At 67.0% G+C, this 18,244-nt stretch carries 18 protein-coding genes; 6 read left to right on the top strand and 12 right to left on the bottom strand.

Annotated features, from left to right (window positions below):
- Positions 1–28: 28 nt before the first annotated feature.
- A complete protein-coding gene (gene argS / locus LPA45_RS00595; protein WP_116322379.1) occupies positions 29–1,825 on the bottom strand; it encodes an arginine--tRNA ligase in 1,797 nt (598 codons plus the stop codon).
- Positions 1,826–2,101: 276 nt separating this feature from the next.
- Here argS and LPA45_RS00590 point away from each other — a divergent pair, with 276 nt between their 5' ends.
- The gene (locus LPA45_RS00590; RefSeq protein ID WP_116322378.1) at positions 2,102–2,425 is read left to right on the top strand and encodes a DUF1840 domain-containing protein; all 324 of its coding nucleotides are present in this window, start codon (positions 2,102–2,104) and stop codon (positions 2,423–2,425) included.
- Positions 2,426–2,582: 157 nt separating this feature from the next.
- On the opposite strand, the gene LPA45_RS00585 is transcribed toward LPA45_RS00590, so the two are convergent.
- Together LPA45_RS00585 and LPA45_RS00580 are read right to left on the bottom strand one after the other, a co-directional pair.
- Positions 2,583–3,008: a DUF883 family protein gene (locus LPA45_RS00585; protein WP_116322377.1), complete on the bottom strand. Its 426-nt coding sequence runs from the start codon at positions 3,006–3,008 to the stop codon at positions 2,583–2,585.
- A 49-nt stretch (positions 3,009–3,057) separates the two neighbouring features.
- On the bottom strand, positions 3,058–3,222 hold the full coding sequence (locus LPA45_RS00580) for a DUF1328 domain-containing protein (RefSeq protein ID WP_029047756.1): 165 nt from the start codon (positions 3,220–3,222) through the stop codon (positions 3,058–3,060).
- A 285-nt stretch (positions 3,223–3,507) separates the two neighbouring features.
- Here LPA45_RS00580 and LPA45_RS00575 point away from each other — a divergent pair, with 285 nt between their 5' ends.
- A complete protein-coding gene (locus LPA45_RS00575; protein ID WP_116322376.1) occupies positions 3,508–4,911 on the top strand; it encodes a CHASE3 domain-containing protein in 1,404 nt (467 codons plus the stop codon).
- Between the two features lie 66 nt (positions 4,912–4,977).
- Here LPA45_RS00575 and LPA45_RS00570 read toward each other — a convergent pair whose 3' ends face one another.
- The 5 genes from LPA45_RS00570 to LPA45_RS00550 all read right to left on the bottom strand — a co-directional run bounded on the left by LPA45_RS00570 (position 4,978) and on the right by LPA45_RS00550 (position 10,881).
- Complete coding sequence (locus tag LPA45_RS00570; RefSeq protein WP_116322375.1) at positions 4,978–5,385, bottom strand: response regulator; 408 nt, start codon at positions 5,383–5,385, stop codon at positions 4,978–4,980.
- Positions 5,386–5,451: 66 nt separating this feature from the next.
- Entirely contained in the window at positions 5,452–6,084 is a 633-nt protein-coding gene (locus LPA45_RS00565; RefSeq protein ID WP_116322374.1) for a response regulator transcription factor, read from the bottom strand.
- A gap of 289 nt (positions 6,085–6,373) precedes the next feature.
- Positions 6,374–6,787 carry a hypothetical protein gene (locus LPA45_RS00560; protein ID WP_116322373.1) on the bottom strand — a complete coding sequence of 138 codons (414 nt, stop codon included), beginning with the start codon at positions 6,785–6,787 and terminating at the stop codon, positions 6,374–6,376.
- 267 nt (positions 6,788–7,054) lie between these two features.
- A complete protein-coding gene (metH, locus tag LPA45_RS00555; RefSeq protein WP_367394757.1) occupies positions 7,055–9,802 on the bottom strand; it encodes a methionine synthase in 2,748 nt (915 codons plus the stop codon).
- Positions 9,803–9,819: 17 nt separating this feature from the next.
- Positions 9,820–10,881, bottom strand: a complete 1,062-nt coding sequence (locus LPA45_RS00550; RefSeq protein ID WP_367394756.1) for a homocysteine S-methyltransferase family protein — start codon at positions 10,879–10,881, stop codon at positions 9,820–9,822.
- A 232-nt stretch (positions 10,882–11,113) separates the two neighbouring features.
- On the opposite strand from LPA45_RS00550, the gene LPA45_RS00545 reads away from it, so the two are divergent.
- The gene (locus LPA45_RS00545) at positions 11,114–11,506 is read left to right on the top strand and encodes a rhodanese-like domain-containing protein (RefSeq protein WP_116322370.1); all 393 of its coding nucleotides are present in this window, start codon (positions 11,114–11,116) and stop codon (positions 11,504–11,506) included.
- Positions 11,507–11,611: 105 nt separating this feature from the next.
- On the opposite strand, the gene LPA45_RS00540 is transcribed toward LPA45_RS00545, so the two are convergent.
- The 4 genes from LPA45_RS00540 to LPA45_RS00525 all read right to left on the bottom strand — a co-directional run bounded on the left by LPA45_RS00540 (position 11,612) and on the right by LPA45_RS00525 (position 14,951).
- Positions 11,612–11,869 (bottom strand): DUF3567 domain-containing protein, encoded by a 258-nt coding sequence (locus tag LPA45_RS00540; protein ID WP_116322369.1) that lies wholly within the window; start codon positions 11,867–11,869, stop codon positions 11,612–11,614.
- Between the two features lie 227 nt (positions 11,870–12,096).
- Positions 12,097–12,939: an alpha/beta fold hydrolase gene (locus tag LPA45_RS00535; RefSeq protein WP_116322368.1), complete on the bottom strand. Its 843-nt coding sequence runs from the start codon at positions 12,937–12,939 to the stop codon at positions 12,097–12,099.
- Between the two features lie 127 nt (positions 12,940–13,066).
- Complete coding sequence (locus tag LPA45_RS00530; protein ID WP_233528321.1) at positions 13,067–14,032, bottom strand: DUF3108 domain-containing protein; 966 nt, start codon at positions 14,030–14,032, stop codon at positions 13,067–13,069.
- Positions 14,033–14,117: 85 nt separating this feature from the next.
- On the bottom strand, positions 14,118–14,951 hold the full coding sequence (locus tag LPA45_RS00525; RefSeq protein WP_199414687.1) for an IclR family transcriptional regulator: 834 nt from the start codon (positions 14,949–14,951) through the stop codon (positions 14,118–14,120).
- Between the two features lie 250 nt (positions 14,952–15,201).
- Here LPA45_RS00525 and LPA45_RS00520 point away from each other — a divergent pair, with 250 nt between their 5' ends.
- From LPA45_RS00520 to LPA45_RS00510, 3 genes are all read left to right on the top strand, one after another.
- A complete protein-coding gene (locus LPA45_RS00520) occupies positions 15,202–16,164 on the top strand; it encodes a Bug family tripartite tricarboxylate transporter substrate binding protein (RefSeq protein ID WP_367395040.1) in 963 nt (320 codons plus the stop codon).
- A 93-nt stretch (positions 16,165–16,257) separates the two neighbouring features.
- The gene (locus tag LPA45_RS00515) at positions 16,258–17,238 is read left to right on the top strand and encodes a fumarylacetoacetate hydrolase family protein (RefSeq protein WP_116322365.1); all 981 of its coding nucleotides are present in this window, start codon (positions 16,258–16,260) and stop codon (positions 17,236–17,238) included.
- Between the two features lie 136 nt (positions 17,239–17,374).
- Complete coding sequence (locus LPA45_RS00510; protein ID WP_367394755.1) at positions 17,375–18,217, top strand: enoyl-CoA hydratase/isomerase family protein; 843 nt, start codon at positions 17,375–17,377, stop codon at positions 18,215–18,217.
- Positions 18,218–18,244: the final 27 nt, after the last annotated feature.

The raw sequence follows: 18,244 nt of genomic DNA, 5'->3' as shown, positions 1-18,244 counted from the left end.
TCTTTGCGCCCTTCTTTGCGCCCATCGATTACATGCGGCGCGGCGCCGAGACGCCGATCACCGCCAGGCCGTTGCGCAGCACCTGGCGCGTCGCGGCCAGCAGCGCCAGCCGGGCGCGCTTGACGGCTTCGTCGTCGACCAGCACGCGGTCGGCATTGTAGAAGGCGTGGAAATCGCCGGCGAGGTCGCGCAGGTAGAAGGCGACCGCATGCGGTGCCAGCTCCGAGGCGGCGGCCGACAGCATGTCGGGGAACTCGGCCAGGCGGCGGCCCAGCGCCTGCGCCTGGGCGCTGGCCTCGGGGCCGGTGACGGCCGACAGGTCGGCGCCGGCCAGCTCGGCCAGGCGGCTCTCCCATTCTGCGCCGCCCCACGACTCGAAGATGGAGCAGATGCGGGCGTGGGCGTACTGCACGTAGTACACCGGGTTCTCGTCGCTCTGCTTGAGCGCCAGGTCCACATCGAACACGAATTCGGTATCGGCCTTGCGCGACAGCAGGAAGAAGCGCACCGCGTCGCGGCCGCGGGTGAAGTGCTCCGGCCAGTCGGCCACGCCCTGCTCCAGGCAGCCGCGGATGGTCTCGCAGGTGTCATCCTGGCCGTTGGACCATTCGATCAGGTCGCGCACGGTGACGTAGGAGCCGGCGCGCTTGGAGATCTTGACCTCCTCGCCGTGCTTCATCACGGTGACCATCTTGTGCAGCACGTAGTCGGGGTAGCCCGTGGGGATCCCCATGTCCAGGCCCTGCAGGCCGGCGCGCACGCGCGCGATGGTGCCGTGGTGGTCGCTGCCCTGCACGTTGATGACCTTGCTGAAGCCGCGCTCCCACTTGGTGGTGTGGTAGGCCACGTCCGGCACGAAGTACGTGTAGGTGCCGTCGGTCTTCTTCATGACGCGGTCCTTGTCGTCGCCGTCGTCAGTGGTGCGCAGCCACAGCGCGCCTTCGCTCTCGTAAGTCTTGCCCTTGGCGACCAGCGATTGCACCGCGGCTTCCACGCGCCCGTCGCTGTACAGCGACGACTCCAGGTAGTAGCGGTCGAACTTGACGCCGAAGGCCTGCAGGTCGATGTCCTGCTCGTTGCGCAGGTACGTCACGGCGAACTTGCGGATCGAGTCGATATCCTCGACGTTGCCCGACGCGGTCACCGGCTCGCCGTCCGAGGCGCTGACGGTCTTGCCGGCCAGGAAGTCGGCCGCGATGTCGGCGATGTAGTCGCCGTTGTAGGCGGACTCGGGCCAGCTGGCGTCGCCCGGCTTCAGGCCGCGCGCACGCGCCTGCACCGACAGCGCCAAGGTCTGGATCTGCACGCCGGCGTCGTTGTAGTAGAACTCGCGGTGGACGTGGAAGCCCTGCCACGACAGCAGGTTGGCCAGCGCGTCGCCCAGCGCCGCCTGGCGCCCGTGGCCGACGTGCAGCGGGCCGGTCGGGTTGGCGGAAACAAACTCGACCAGCACCTGGCCGTGCACGCCGCGCTCGCGCGCGCCGTAGTGGTCGCCCTCGGCGAGCACCGCGCGCAGCACCTCGGCCTTGGCGGCGGGGGTCAGGCGCAGGTTGATAAAGCCGGGACCGGCGATCTCCATGGCCTCGACCAGGCCCTGCGCACGCGCATCGGCCTGCACCGCGGCGACGATGCGCTGCGCCAGCTCGCGCGGATTGCTCTTGAGCGCGCGCGCGACCTGCATGGCGACGTTGCAGGCAAGGTCGCCGTGGGCGGCCGCCTTGGGCCGCTCGAAAGTGACGGCGGGCAGGGTGGCATCGGCCGGGGCGAGCGCACGCACGGCATCGGTGAACGCGGCGGCGAGATTGGAGGTCTGAACAGGCAGCATGGATGTCGGAAGCCCTGTGGGCAAGTATTCAGGCGCCGCGTCTGGACGGCGTTGGACGGCTGGTCCAAGCCACTTAAACGCGACACCAACGCCCTGAAACGGCATGTGACGGCAACGGTACGCCGCGCCGCATATCAGGCATTGGAATCGGGAACGCGGAATTTTATCAGGTGCTATGCTGACATCATGCGCGAAGATGGCCCCGGGCCACAATCCATGCGGCGGCCCGCCCCCGGGAACGCCGTCCCCCGCATGTCCGTAAAAGGAAACCACACCATGCTGATCACCTTCAAATCCCATGCTGCGCAAGACCTGATCATGATGAAGGATCTGGCCATCACGCTGCTGGGCATCATCGGCAAGCATCTCGGGGAACGGGGGGTGATCACCGTCGAAGAACTGCCACGCGCGATCCAGAAGCTGGAAGCGGCGGTGGTCGATGCCCGCCGCGACCACCCCGCCAGCTCGGCGGTCGAGGAGCGGGCCGCCGCCGACGAGGACGAGGAAGAGCCGCTGCACCTGGGACAGCGCGCCTATCCCTTCCTGGACATGCTGCGCGCCTCGCAGCGGGAAGGGGCCAACGTCTTGTGGGGCGTGTAGCCGCTGGCGGCACACCTGCGCGACGCCGCACGCGCGGCGCGCGCAAAAAAAAGCGCCCGGCACCGCGTTGAGGTTGCCGGGCTTCCGGACGAGGGCGCCGGAAAGGGGGGGAATGCTTTCAGTGGCCCCGCCGCGGCGGGGCCCGGTGCCACCAGGCCTACTCTTCTTCGTGGTGGCGGCCGTTGGCCAGCAGCAGGCCTATCACCGCGCCGATGGCCGCGGCAATCGCCACAGCCTTGAGCGGCGATTCGACAACGCGCTGGCGCGAGTGTTCGACCGCACCGTCCATGCGGTCGCGGGCGCGCATCATGCTGTCGGTGGTCTGGTCGCGCAGCTTGTGCGCCATCTCGCTGGCACGGTCGCGCAGCCGCTGGCCCGCTCGCAGGCTCTCGGCCGAGCCTTCCCGCGCCAGCACTTCAATGGTGTGCTCAAGCTGGGCGATCAGCGCCTTGACCTCGCCGGAAACCGGCGCGGCGGCCTCGCGCGAATCGCGCGCGGCGTGCTTGATATGGCGGATGGCGCTGTCGGCACTGTCGGTCAAGTGGTTCAGTTCCTTCCGGACTTTGGGGTTTTGCGTCAGCATGGGGTCTCCTCAGGTTGCGATCGGCACAGGAGCCGGCACGTGGCCGGCGCTATCGCCTGCGGACCAGGCCCATCACCGCGGCCACCAGCGCCACGACCAGGAAGATGAAGAACAGGATCTTGGCGATTTCCACGGCGCCGGCAGCGATACCGCCGAAGCCGAAGATCGCCGCAATCAGGGCGATAACAAAAAATACGAGTGCATAGTGCAGCATGGCTAGGCTCCCGAAGATGGCTGACCGGGCCGGCACTGGCCCGGGGCCCAAGTGAAGACTTGCGCCACAAGGTGCAAGCTCATAGCCTCATCGTAGGAAGCCAGCCGCCGCACCAATACCGACAGCGAGCCGATTCGGCTGTCAGCCGAGTCCTACAGCACGGCAATACGGGTGCGGCACGCCCGACGCATCAAGGTTGACCCATGCGGATCGATGTGATTCCATGAGCGCTCCCTGGCGCTGCGCGGGCAAGCGGCGCGCCTCAACTACAGGAAATCTGCCCCCATGTTCAAGCAGTCATTTCTTCCTCATACGCTGTTGCTGGCGGGTGGCATCGTGCTGACGCTGGCGGTGCTGGTGGCGTCGGAAACGGGCAATATCCGGCTGCGCGAGAGCTACACCGACGTGATCCGATCGCAGCGCGTGCAGACCGAGCTGGCCGCGCTCAACGGCGAACTGGTCAATGCCGAGGCCGGCCAGCGCGGCTTCCTGCTGACCGGCAAGGAAACCTATCTCGAACCCTACTACAAGGCACTGCCGCGCATCGCCGAGCTGATGGCGCAGATCCGCGCGGACTACGCCAACGACGCGGAGGGGCTGAAGATGTTCGGCGACACCTCCAAGCTGATCAACAGCAAGCTCAACGAGATGGCGCTGACGCTGGTCTATGGCAAGCGCGACCTGGAAGTGGCGCTGGACCTGGTCCGTACCGACTACGGCAAGCAGACCATGGACAACGCGCGGCGCGGGCTCGACCAGCTGCAGGCGCGCGAGGCGGGCTCGGTCTCGCATCGGCTGGAAGGCGCGGAGAACGACGTGCAGCTGTCGCGCTATGGCATCGGCCTGCTGACGGCGATCAACATCGTCCTGATGCTCGCGGTCGGCGTAGGCCACGCCAAGCGCCTGTCCATGGCCGACGCGGTGCGTGCGCAACTGGAAGACGAAAGCGCCAAGCTGGACCGCAAGGTGCGCGCGCGCACGCGCCAGCTTTCGGCGCTGGCGGCCCACCTGCAGCGCGTCACCGAGGATGAGAAGACGCGCCTGGCGCGCGAGCTGCACGACGAGCTGGGCGCGATCCTGACCGCCATCAAGCTCGACCTGCACTGGGTGCGGCGCCAGATCCAGGAGGCGCATCCGCAAGGCGCCGAGCGCCTCACGCGCGTGATGCTGCACGTCGACCAGGGCATCCAGATCAAGCGCCGCCTGATCGAGGACCTGCGCCCCACCGTGCTGCTCAACCTCGGCCTGCGCGCCGCGGTATGCCAGCTGGTGGAGGATGTCGGCGCGCGCAACAGCTGGGAGATCGACGTCAGCGTGCCCGAGGATTTGCCTGCGCTGCGCGACGAAGCGGCGATAGCGCTATACCGGATCGTGCAGGAATCGCTGACCAATGCCAGCAAATACTCGGAAGCCAGGCGCGTCGAGGTCTGCCTGGCATGCCGCGACGACCTGCTCACGCTGACCGTGCGCGACGACGGCAAGGGCCTGCCGCCCGACTTCGACGCCGGCAGCACCGCCGGCCACCACGGCCTGCTGGGCATGGAGCAGCGCGTCACCGCGCTGGGCGGCAGCATGCAGATCGACTCGTCGGCGCATGCGGGCGTGCGCATCCACATCGAGGTGCCACTGACGGCGTCGGTGCTGGCTCCGGCGGAAGAGCCGGAAGGCGAAGAGCCTGCGCGCGCTTGATGGGAAGCTTGATGGGAAGCTTGATGGGAGCTTTGAGGGTCGCTGCCTGAGGGATGCCTTGCGGGATCAGGACGCCGTCGCCGCGTGTTCCTCGATCACGCGGAACACCTGTTCCAGCTCCAGCGACTTGTCGAAGAAATAATCGGCGCCCGCATCGGCACACTGGCTGCGATACATCTGCACCTGGGCGTGGTTGGTATAGACGATGCGCACGGTGTCCGTGCCTTTGCGCTGCATTGCGCGCAGCACATTGATGCCGTTGCCCTGGCGCAGCTGCAGGTCGACGATGGCGACGTCGTACTTGCCGGCGTCGAGCAGGCGCAGGGCCATGGCTTCAGTGTCGGCCCAGTCCACGTTCTCGATAAACGGGAAGTCCTTCAGGTATTCGAGCAACATGCCTCGCAGGACCGCCGAGTCTTCGATCAGCAGTATGCTCAGCGCCCGGTAGGAAGTGTTCGAAGCCTGCTCCGACATGTTCTCGTTTGCAGGCCCGGTCCGGTGCGATCCGCCGCAGGCCGCGATGCGGCCCGCGGCGTGCCGCTACTCGACCAGGCCGTTCTTGATGGCGTAGTAAGTCAGGTCAGCGTTGGTCTTCATGCCCATTTTCTCCAGGATGCGGGAACGATAGGTACTGACGGTCTTGACGCTGAGGAATAATTCGTCGGCGATAACCGACACCGACTGCCCGCGCGAAAGCTTGCAGAAAATCTGGAACTCGCGCTCGGACAGCATCTGGTGCACCGGCTGCTCGGTCGGCTTGTCGAGCCCCCCGATCAGCAGGTCGGCCACCGTGGCGCTGACATAGCGCCGCCCCTGCGCCACCGTGCGGATCGCCTTGACGAGATCGTCGGGGGCACTTTCCTTGGTCAGGTAGCCTGAAGCACCGGCACGGATCAGGTTGATGGCGTACTGGTCTTCCGGGTAGGTCGACAGGATCAGCACCGGCAGTTCAGGCTTGCGTTGCCGGATCAGCTTGAGGACGTCGATGCCGTTGCGGTCGGGCATCGAGATATCCAGGACCAGCACATCGAACTCGGCGTCGCGCAGCCGCGCCATGACTTCGTCGCCGCTGCCGGCTTCACCAGTCACCTGGATATCGGGCTCTTCGGAAATGAACTGTCGCAGCCCGGCACGCACAATCTCGTGATCGTCAGCGATCAAGACGCGGATCATGTGGGGCTCCACGGGGTTGAACGGACCGGCACATTGCCCGGTGCAGTCGGGTGCAGGCGGAACCGCTTGCGTTGCTGTCATTGTAGTGCCGGCCGCGCGCGCGGGCTGTCGGTGTCAGGCTGACATGACGCGCGGCCACAACGCGTCGAGCGCACATGGCGCACGCCTGCGGTCCACGTTGCGAGGCCTGACGTACAAAAGCAAAGCGGGACGGCCTGGAGTCCGTCCCGCTTTGCTGCGGCGCGTCAGGCCACCATGGCCTGCGCGCCTGTGCCGACTGGCGGCGAGCTTACTGCACCTTGGCGCCCGCCTCGGTGCCGACGCTGGCGTCAGCCTTGGACTTCTTGGCCGACTTGGTGGCTTGCTTGCCATGCTTGGCCTTGCTGCCGGCTTCGGCCTTGGCGCCTGCGCCCACATCGGCGGCCGCGCCAGTGGTCTTGTCGGCCGCCGAGCCAACTGCCGAACCCGCGGTCGACAAGCCCTTGTCGGCCGCCGAGCCCGCTGTCGACAGGCCCTTGTCCGCGGCGCCAGTCGCGGCGCCGGTCGCGCCACCCAGCGCGCCGCCGGCAGACGGTGCCGGCGTGGTCACCGAAGCGCCCACATCAGCCTTGGTCCCCACGGAGGCGCCAGTGCCTTGCGCCATGGCGAGCGAGGAAGCAGCGGCGATCGACAGAGCGGACAGGGAGATCAGCAGTTTCTTCATGGAAGGACTCCTTTCAGGGTGCCCCGCAGCGAAACATTCGCCGCGGTGTTCACGCCGTGGTGTTGTGCGTGAATCGAGCCTTCAGTCTAGGGACGCTGCCGGCACCGGTCTGTGAGGAGTTGAAAGGCTGTGTAAGGAGTTGTGATGCACCGCAAACAACGCTGACATGGGGCGGATGCGGCCTGCCACGCAGGTTTTCCCTGCTGCATCAAGGCTCCGCGCTGCGCAGCGGTGCCGATACCGGCACCGCTGCGCCGTCGCACGCGGTTACAGGTTGGGCGCGAGTGCGCGCTCCAGCGTGGCGCGCTCTTCATGGCGGCGCGCCACCATGTCGTCGAGCTGGTCCTGGCCGATCTTGCCGATGGTGAAGTAGGTCGACTCCGGATGCGCCAGGTAGAAGCCGCTGACCGAAGCGGCCGGCGTCATCGCCAGCGACTCGGTGATGCCCATGCCGATCTCGGCTGCGTCGAGGAACTGGAACATCGGGCCCTTGACGGTGTGCTCGGGGCAGGCAGGGTAGCCAGGCGCCGGGCGGATGCCGCGGTACGACTCGGCGATCAGCTGCTCGTTGGTAAGCTGCTCGGCCGCGTCGTAGCCCCACAGGTCCTTGCGCACGCGCTCGTGCAGGCATTCGGCGAAGGCTTCGGCCAGGCGGTCGGCCAGCGCCTTCAGCATGATCGCGCTGTAGTCGTCGAGGTCGGCTTCGAACTGGGCTTCCTTCTTGTCCACGCCCAGGCCCGCGGTGACGGCGAACATGCCGACATAGTCGGCGATGCCGCTGTCCTTGGGCGCGACAAAGTCCGCAAGGCAGCGGTTGGGCCGGCGCACGCCATCGACCACCGGGCGCTCGCTCTGCTGGCGCACGTTGTGCCAGGTCAGCGCGACCTTGCTGCGGGTCTCGTCGGTGTAGATCTCGATATCGTCGTCGTTGACGGTGTTGGCCGGCAGCAGCGCGATCACGCCGTTGGCAGTCAGCCAGCGGCCCTGGATCAGGCGCGACAGCATCGCCTTGCCGTCCGAGAACACCTTGCGCGCCGACTCGCCGACGATCTCGTCGTTGAGGATGTCGGGGAATTTGCCGGCAAGGTCCCAGGTCTGGAAGAACGGGCCCCAGTCGATGTAGTTGGCCAGCTCGGCCAGGTCGTAGTTGCGGAACACGCGGCGGCCGATGAACTTCGGCCTGGGCGGCGCGTACGCGCTCCAGTCGACCGGCGTCTTGTTGGCGCGTGCCTGCGCCAGCGTCACCATCGGCGTGGCCTTCTTGTTGGCGTGCTGGACGCGGATGCGCTCGTAGTCGGTCTTCAGTTCGTCCAGGTACCTTGCCGCGCCTTCATCGGACAGCAGGCTCGATGCCACGCTGACCGAGCGCGAGGCGTCAGGCACGTACACCACCGGCCCCTCGTAGTTGGGCGCGATCTTTACCGCGGTATGCACGCGCGAAGTGGTCGCGCCGCCGATCAGCAGGGGGATCTTCTTCACGCGGAAGTAATCGTCGCGCTGCATCTCGGACGCGACGTAGGCCATTTCTTCCAGCGACGGCGTGATCAGTCCCGACAGGCCGACGATGTCCGCGCCCTCGACCTTGGCGCGGGCCAAAATCTCGTTGCAGGGGACCATCACGCCCATGTTGACGACCTCGAAGTTATTGCACTGGAGCACCACCGACACGATGTTCTTGCCGATGTCGTGCACGTCGCCCTTCACGGTGGCGATCACGATCTTGCCGCGCGCGCGCACATCGCCGCCGGCCTCGGCCAGCAGGCGCTTTTCTTCCTCGATGTAGGGCAGCAGGTGCGCCACCGCCTGCTTCATCACGCGCGCGCTCTTGACCACCTGCGGCAGGAACATCTTGCCGGCACCGAACAGGTCGCCGACGACATTCATGCCATCCATCAGCGGGCCTTCGATCACCTCGATCGGGCGGCCGCCACGCGCCTCTACCTGCTGGCGGACTTCCTCGGTGTCTTCGACGATAAAGGTGGTGATGCCATGCACCAGCGCGTGCGCCAGGCGCTGGCCCACCGGCACCGGCTGCTCCGGCGTGCCGCGCCAGGCGAGGTTCTCTTCCTTCTTCGCGCCGCCGCCCTTGAAGCGGTCGGCGATTTCCAGCAGGCGGTCGGTGGAATCCTCGCGGCGATTGAGGACCACGTCTTCAACGCGTTCGCGCAACTCGGGGTCAAGCTGGTCATACACACCGAGCTGGCCGGCGTTGACGATGCCCATGTCCATGCCCGCGCCGATCGCGTGGTACAGGAACACGGTATGGATCGCCTCGCGCACCACGTCATTGCCGCGAAACGAGAACGACACGTTGGAGACGCCGCCGCTCACCTTGGCGTACGGCAGGTTCTGCTTGATCCAGCGCGTGGCTTCGATGAAGTCGACCGCGTAGTTGTTGTGTTCCTCGATGCCGGTCGCGACCGCGAAGATATTCGGGTCGAAGATGATGTCTTCCGGCGGGAAGCCGACTTCATTGACCAGGACGTCGTAGCTGCGCTTGCAGATCTCGGTCTTGCGCTCGAACGTGTCGGCCTGGCCCTTCTCGTCGAAGGCCATCACCACGCTGGCCGCGCCATAACGGCGGATCAGCTCGGCGTGGTGGCGGAACTGCTCCTCGCCTTCCTTCAGCGAGATCGAGTTCACCACCGGCTTGCCCTGCACGCACTGCAGGCCGGCTTCGATCACTTCCCACTTGGACGAGTCGATCATGATCGGCACGCGCGCGATGTCCGGCTCGGAGGCGATCAGGTTCAGGAAGCGAACCATCGCGGCCTTCGAGTCCAGCATGGCCTCGTCCATGTTGATGTCGATGATCTGCGCGCCGTTCTCGACCTGCTGGCGCGCCACCGCCAGCGCCTCGTCGAACTGGCCGTTCAGGATCATCCGCGCGAAGGCCTTGGAGCCGGTCACGTTGGTGCGCTCGCCTACGTTGACGAACAGCGTGTCGTCGTCGATGCTAAAGGGCTCAAGGCCGGACAGGCGCATCGGGCGCGGGGGCAGTTTGTTCTCGCTCATGTTCTAAGGCTCCGGGCTCAGGCGGCGTCGCGGTACTGGCCGGGCCAGGTGCGGGGTTTCTTGTCGGCCACGCGCTGGGCGATGGCGGCGATGTGCTCGGGGGTGGTGCCGCAGCAGCCGCCCACCAGGTTCACCAGGCCGGAGGCGGCGAACTCCTCGACCAGCGAAGAGGTGACTTCCGGCGTTTCGTCGAAGCCCGTATCGCTCATCGGGTTCGGCAAACCCGCGTTCGGATAGCACGACACCGCGGCGTCGCACACCTTGGCCAGCTCGGCGATGTACGGGCGCATCAGCGTGGCACCCAGCGCGCAGTTCAGCCCGAAGGTGACCGGCTTCGCGTGGCGCAGGCTGTTCCAGAACGCTTCCACGGTCTGGCCCGACAGGATTCGGCCGGAGGCATCAGTCACGGTGCCGGAGACCATCACCGGCACGCGCTCGCCGGTGTCTTCGAACAACTGGTCGATGGCGAACAGCGCGGCCTTGGCGTTGAGCGTGTCGAAAATGGTCTCGACCAGGAACACGTCGGCGCCGCCTTCGAGCAGCGCCTTGCCCTGCTCGTAGTAGGACTCGCGCAGCTCTTCGAAGGTGACATTGCGCGCGCCCGGGTCGTTCACGTCGGGCGAGATGCTGGCGGTCTTGGGCGTCGGGCCGAAGGCACCGGCAACGAAGCGCGGCTTGTCGGGCGTGCTGTACTTGTCGCAGGCGGCGCGCGCCAGGCGCGCGGCCTCGACGTTCATCTCGTACGCCAGATCGGCCATCTTGTAGTCTTCCTGCGCCACGCGCGTGGCACCGAAGGTATTGGTCTCGATCAGGTCCGCGCCGGCGGCCAGGTATTGCTCGTGGATCTCGCTGATGACCTGCGGGCGCGTCAGCAACAGCAGTTCGTTGTTGCCCTTCACGTCGATCTTGTGTTCGGTGAAACGCTCGCCACGGTAGTCCGCTTCAGTCAGCTTGTAGCGCTGGATCATGGTGCCCATGGCGCCATCCAGGATCAGGATGCGTTCTTGCAGCAGCCGGGGCAGCTCGGCAGCCCGGGTGTAGGGGCGCGGTGCGGCCGCGCGGGATTCAGGGGCACTCATGGCGGGGAACTCTGGAAAGGCGGCCGGGCGCTCGATCGGAGGATCGGCGGCGGGCGCTGCTGTGGCCGATGCTGGCCAAAGAGGGTCGATTTTATCAGGTGTATCAAGGCCTTGCGGTGCCCCACGGTTGCCTGCCGGGGCCGTCGACGCCTACACTGAGAGGCGTAACCGTCACCATTCGTCACCACGCGTCACCACGCCGCTCATCCCGCGCACCCTCGCCCAGCCGACCATGCAACACCTAGCCCCCGCCGACGCCAACGACTTGCTGGCGCAATCGCCCGACACGCTGTTCATCGACTGCCGCAGCGAGATGGAATACCTGTTCGTTGGCCACCCCAAGGGTGCGCACAACGTCCCGTGGAACGACGGCCCGGACTGGGAGGTCAACCCGCATTTCGTGCAGATGGTGAAGAAGCTGGCCGGGCATGTGTCAGCGCGGCCGGTGTTGCTGATCTGCCGCAGCGGCAACCGCTCGACGGCGGCGGCACGGGCGCTGGAGGGTGCGGGTTTTGCGAATGTCTATAACGTGTTGCACGGCTTCGAGGGCGACCTGGACCCGCAGCGCCACCGCAACACGCTCAATGGCTGGCGGCATGAAGGGCTGCCGTGGGAACAGTACTGAACAGTACTGGACAACGATGCCGACCCGGGCCGCCAAATAAAAACGCCCGCCAGGGCGGGCGCGATGGCGTGCCGCCGGCCGTGGCCGGCAGCCGCGCAAAGCCGCTCAGTGCATCACCAGTGGATGCGTCATGACGTTATCGAACTTGCCGAGGAAGTCGTCGACCTCCTCCACGGATGGCTCGCTTTCGATCAGGCGCTTGACGTCGGCGCGGAAGCTTTCGGCCAGATGCCCGCCGAGGAAAATTTCGCGCTTCAGGTTCTTGTCGACGATTTCATAGCCGCCGAACTCAAGCGGCGCCTGCTCGACATCCGCGCCGAACTCGACGATGCAGTAATTGTCGCTGTTGTAGATCATTTGCATGGCACACCTCCTGGGCGTCATGGTTGGGCGGCATGCCCTTGTGATTCTTGCCTCGTCGATGTTGCCGTGAGGGGGGCGCCGCGGCTTTACCTACAAACTTGGGGTGACCTTCGCGAAATCAAGGAGTTATGCGGGTCACTGTGTTGCCACGTCATTGCTGCCTGCATAGATTGGGCATCGGCCCTTTTAACAAGTTTCTTGAGCCTGGTGCATCAGTGTGTTGTCTGTCACGGAACGTCGCACTGGCCACCGCACGCCGCACTGCCGAGGAAGGCGTCCAGCGCCGCATGGAAGCTCTCGGGCTGCTCCACATGCACCAGGTGCGCCGCCTGCGGCATCACTTCCAGCCGGGCGCCTCGGATGGCGGCCGCAATGCTCTGCGCCATCGCCACGGTCGCGCCCTGATCGTTCTCTCCTGCTACTACCAGCGTAGGACAATGGATGCGGGAAAGCGCGCCGGCGAGATCGAAAGCCATGATCGCCTCGGCCACGCCCACGTAGCCGCGCACCGGCGTGGCCACCAGCATGGCGTGGATGCGCGCCACCGCATCGGGATGGGCGGCGCGGAAGGCCGGCGTCAGCCAGCGCTCCAGCGTGGCATCGGCCATCCCGGCCATGCCATGGGCCTCGGCCTGGCCGATGCGGTTATGCCACATCGGGTGGGCTTCCATCGGAGTCTGGCTGTTGGTGGCGACCAAAGCCAGCGACAGCAGCCGCTCCGCATGGCGCAGCCCCAGCGTCTGCCCGATCATGCCGCCGACCGAAATGCCACAGAAATGGGCCTGCGGTATTTCCAGCGCGTCCATCACCGCGATCACATCGTCGGCCAGCCGCGTCATGGTGTAGGGCCCCAGCGGCGCATCGCTGCCGCCATGCCCGCGCATGTCGGGACGCACCACGCGGTAGCGCGACGCCAGGTGGGCGGCGGTCTGGTCCCACAGCGCGTGGCTGGCGGCCAGTGCATGGGCCAGGATCACCCACGGTCCGTCGGTGCCGTCGATGCGCACGTAAAGCTCGGCGCCGTCGGCATGGACGCGGTGCGTTTCGGCGGGTGGCGTGGCAACAGTCATGGCTGGGCTCCTGTCAGTAAGAATGCGCCAAACGCGGCGGCGTTGACCCGGGCGACAAATCTTTTGACGATTGTTGACATTCGCCCGGCCGGTTATCGGTGATCGACTGGGCGCCGGCCCGTGGCTTTTAGCTTCCGTTACCGCGGTAGACCAGGTCGATCTGGGTGCCGTCGGGTTCGGTCTGCCGCAGCCGCACCGGCATCCAGCCAAGGGATTGCGCCAGCCATAGCTCGACCCGGCGACGGTCATTGGCGCGGCGCGGCATCCGCAAGAAGTGCTTTGCACGTACCACACCGCTGCCCGTGTCGATGTCCTCCTCTCCAACATACTGCACCTGCATCGGTTCCACATTGCGCGTATCCGCCACCTGGAACGTTTCCGTCACACCGGGCGTGACATAGCGTTGCGGATTGCCACGCACCAGGCCGACAAGTTGCAGGAATACGCTGAAGCGATCCTGAGCCCCGGCCGGGAACGGCGACTGCGTGCCGTTGCCGAGGACAGCGGTCCCGGCGGCGGGGTCGAAGCGCGATGACTCGGCCTTGTTGCGGCGGTGCTCTTCGTAGCGTTCTGGCAACAGTCCCTGTTCGGACAGCGCCCCGCTGCTCTGGAACGCGAAGCGGAACCAGAGCACGCGCGTTTCCACCGCGAGCCGGTAGCGGCGGCCGTCGTGCTCCCAGCGGATCAGGCCATCAGGGTTCTGCACGCCGTTGACGTAGCTGGCGTAATGGTAGGTGGCGGGCGGTGGCGCGCTGTAGACAACGCCGTCGACGCCACCCTGCGGGCCGCCAGACGGCGCAGGAGCCGGCGCGGCGGGTGGCGCCGGGGCCGCCCCGGTGCCGCCGGGACCCGTTGCCATCTCGGTGGGGCCTTGCGGGCTGGTTGCCAGCGGCGGGGCCGGCGGTTCGGGCTGCGGCTCGGGCGCCGGTACCGGCGCCGCGGGCTTCGGGCGCGGCTGCGGCGCGGGGCGCGGCTTGGGCGGGGCGGGCGGCTTGGGCGGCGGCAGCAGGACCGCCTCCAGCGTGGGGGTGTCGGTGACGTCGAGCGGGATCAGGGGGCCCGGCATGCGCAGGAATCCCACCACCGCCAGCACGTGCACCAGCACCACCAGCGCAACCGCGATCACCCAGCGCCGGCGGCGCCAGACGGGGGACTCCGCGCCCGCGCGGGCGCGAGGATCAGGGGTGGCCGGTTTCTCCGGCCGGAGGGGCGGCACCAAGGTAGCCGAGTTCCGATGAGAGCTGTTGGGCGATATCGCGGACGCGACGATCCATCGTACCGCCCCATTCTGCATCGAACAGGCTCTGCGCGCCCAGTACGATTAACCCCATGGCCAGGTGGCCGTTGGCATCGAACACCGGCATCGAGAACGCGTTGATGCCCGGCAGCACGCCGCCGAGGGTGCGCGCGGCGCCATGCGCGCGCACGTCGGCGCAGATCGCGTCGTATTCGGCCAACGAAGCCGGCATGTCCGGCACGGCGCCGTTGCCGCGCGCGCCAAGTTCGCGCTCGACCAGCGGCAGGGTCTGCTTGCGCGGCAGGTAGGCGCCGTAGAGCCGCCCGGTGGCGGAGTTGAGCATCGGCATCACGTCGCCCAGCCGCAGGCTCACCGTGACCGGATGGCTGGATTCCTCCCAGTGCACGATGGTCGGGCCGTGGTTGCCCCACACGGCGATGCCGGCGGTGAGATCCATCTCGTCGCGCAACTGCGACAGGATCGGCCGCGCCTTCTTCACCGGGTCGAGCCGATTGAGCCCCGCCAGTCCCAGCTGCAGCGCGAACGGCCCCAGGTCATAGCGGCCGCTGACCGGGTCCTGCGCCACCGCGCCCAGCCGCATGAAGCTGACCAGGTAGCGGTGCGCCTTGGCCGGGTTCATGCCGGCGGCGGCGGCGAGGTCGCGCAGCATCATCGCGCGCGGCGAGGCGGCCAGCGCCTGGAGCAGCTTGAAGCCCACTTCGATGGACTGGATGCCGGAGCGCAGCTTGGCGTCGTCTTCTTCGTTTTCAGCAATGCGTGACATGCGTGGACCAGCGGCAAGGGCGGATTGGGGCGGGGAATCAGCGCCCGGAGACCCGGGCAAGTTCGTAGGTAAATTTACTATAGCGAAATCGATTTACCAATTTTTAAGCCGTCGGTAGACTTCCTTCGCAACAGACCCGGCGGCGCGCGTGTCGATGCCTGCCGAGCCGGGCCCCTTTTTAACACGGAGACTACCGATGCGCCCCCTGCGTCCCTTCTTTGGGCGTCGTTATGCCCATCTCATGCTGGCCGCTACGGCTGCCGCCGGCGCCCTGTTCACCGCCAGCGCGCCCGCACAAGCCGAAGAGTGGCCCGCCCAACCGATCCGCTGGGTCGTGCCCTACCCGGCCGGCGGCGGCACCGACGTGGTGGCGCGCACCGTCGCCCAGGCCATCACTCCCGGGTTGGGCAAGCAGTTGGTGATCGACAACCGCCCGGGCGCGGCCACCATCGTCGGCGCCGATGCCGTCGCCCACGCCAAGCCCGACGGCTACACCGTGCTGACCGCCGACACCGCCACGCTCGCGGCCAACCCGTCGCTGTACAAGAAGCTGCCCTATAACCCCGAGAAGGACTTCGTCTATATCGGTCAGCTGGCGCGCTTCCCGCTGGTGCTGGTGGCCAATCCCAATTTCCCGGCGCGCACGCTGAAGGAAGCCATCGAGTACGCGCAGAAGAACCCGGGCAAGGTCAATTTCGCCTCGCCCGGCGCCGGCAGCCCGCACCACCTGGCCATGGAGCTGTTCATGGACCAGGCCAAGGTCAAGATGACGCACGTGCCCTACAAGGGCGCTGCGCCCGCGGTGCAGGATCTGCTGGCCGGCCAGGTCGACCTGATGTTCCTGGACCTGGCCTCGGGCCAGCAGAACGTGAGCGCCGGCAAGCTGCGCGCGCTGGGCGTGGCCACGCCCAAGCGCCTGGCGGTGCTGCCCGGCGTGCCGACCGTGGCCGAAGGCGGCGTGAGCAACTTCGAGGCCTATGCCTGGCAAGGCATGGTGGCGCCGGCGGGCACGCCCAAGGCGGTGGTCACGCGGCTGAACGCCGAGCTGGTCAAGGCGCTGAAGACCCCCGAAGTGCAGAAGAAGCTGGAAGGCGTCGGCGTCGAGGCGGTGTCGAGCACGCCCGAGGAATTCGCCGCTTACGCGCGCGCGGAAGCCGAGCGCTGGGGCAAGCTGATCAAGGCCAAGGGCATCACGGTCGACTGAGCCATTGTCGCAGGGGCGCGCTGCACGGCGCGGTAGACTAGCGGGCACTGCGTCCGCCGCGCGGACGCCCCGCTCTCTACCGCATCGCATCCCATGAAACTCGCAACCCTGAAGGACGGTTCGCGCGACGGCCAGTTGGTGGTCGTGTCGCGCGACCTGAAGCAAGCCCACTTCGCCACCGATATCGCCGGCAAGCTGCAGACCGTGCTGGACGACTGGCATTTCTTCGCGCCGCAGCTGCAGGACCTGTACGACGCGCTCAGTGCCGGCCGCGCGCGTCATCCGTTCGCGTTCAATCCCAAGGACTGCATGGCGCCGCTGCCGCGCGCCTACCAGTGGGCCGACGGCTCCGCCTACGTCAACCACGTCGAGCTGGTGCGCAAGGCACGCGGCGCGGAGATGCCGCCCGAGTTCTGGACCGACCCGCTGATGTACCAGGGCGGCTCGGACGACTTCCTCGGCCCCCAGGACGACATCGTGTGCGCCAGCGAAGCCTTCGGCATCGACTTCGAGGCCGAGGTCGCGGTCATCACCGGCGACGTGAAGATGGGCGCCACGCCCGAGCAGGCCGGCGACGCGATCCGACTGGTGATGCTGGCCAACGACGTCTCGCTGCGCAACCTGATCCCGGCCGAGCTGGGCAAGGGCTTTGGCTTCTTCCAGAGCAAGCCGGCAACCGCCTTCTCGCCGGTCGCCGTCACGCCCGACGAGCTGGGCGAGGCCTGGCGGGAGCGCAAGGTGCACCTGCCGATGACGGTGCACTGGAACAGCAAGAAGGTCGGCCAGCCCGACTGCGGCACCGACATGGTGTTCGACTTCGGCATGCTGATCGCGCATATCTGCAAGACCCGCAACGTGCGCGCCGGCAGCATCGTCGGCTCGGGCACGATCTCCAATGTCGACCGCAAGAAGGGCTACTGCTGCATCGCCGAAAAGCGCATGCTCGAGACCATCGACGACGGCAAGCCCGCCACCGAGTTCATGAAATTCGGCGACGCGGTCAAGATCGAGATGTTCGACGCGCAGGGGCATTCGGTGTTTGGTGCGATCGACCAGCTGGTGGCGGCGCCCTGAACCGGCCGCGCCTGTCAGGAAGGTCCTGCCGCCGGATTTGCATAGACGGATACGCATATAATTAACCGACCGATCGGTTGGTAAATTCGCGATGCACCCGGCGCGCAGCTCGCGCCTCTTACCTGACAGGCCCCCCATGACTGCTTCCAACGACTCGCCTTCCACTGAACTGTCCGAACGCTACGCCCGCTACCGGGCTCTGACGCTGCGCCGCCACGGCCCCATCCTCGAGATCATCATGGGCGCGGCCCAGTCGGCCAACCAGAAGCTGGCCACCGCCGACGCCAACATGCACCGCGAGCTGGCCGAGATCTGGCGCGACGTCTCCGCCGACCCCGACATCCGCGTGGCGCTGATCCGCGGCGAGGGCGAGGGCAAGGGCTTCTCCGCCGGCGGCGACCTGGCGCTGGTGGAGGACATGGCCAACGACTTCGAGACCCGCACGCGCGTGTGGCACGAAGCGCGCGACCTGGTCTACAACGTCATCAACTGCGACAAGCCGGTGGTCTCGGCCATGCACGGCCCGGCCGTAGGGGCCGGGCTGGTGGCGGGGCTGCTGGCCGATATCTCGATCGCCGCGAAGACCGCGCGCATCGTCGATGGCCACACCCGGCTGGGCGTGGCCGCGGGCGACCATGCCGCGATCGTGTGGCCGCTGCTGTGCGGAATGGCCAAGGCCAAGTACTATCTGATGCTGTGCGAGTCGGTCAGCGGCGAAGAGGCCGAGCGGATCGGCCTGGTCTCGCTGGCGGTGGAAGAGGACGAACTGGTGGCGCGCGCCTTCGAGGTTGCCAACCGGCTGGCGGCAGGATCGCAGACAGCGATCCGCTGGACCAAGTACGCCCTCAACAACTGGCTGCGCATGGCCGGTCCCGCCTTCGATACCTCGCTGGCGCTCGAATTCATGGGCTTTGCCGGCCCCGACGTGCACGAGGGCATGGCGAGCCTGCGCCAGAAGCGGCCGCCACAATTCAGGTAACGACGACGCAGCCGAGCAGCCCGCATC

Source organism: Cupriavidus sp. Agwp_2 (assembly GCF_040784895.1).
GTDB lineage: Bacteria > Pseudomonadota > Gammaproteobacteria > Burkholderiales > Burkholderiaceae > Cupriavidus.
This window is presented reverse-complemented; position numbering and strand designations above follow the sequence as displayed.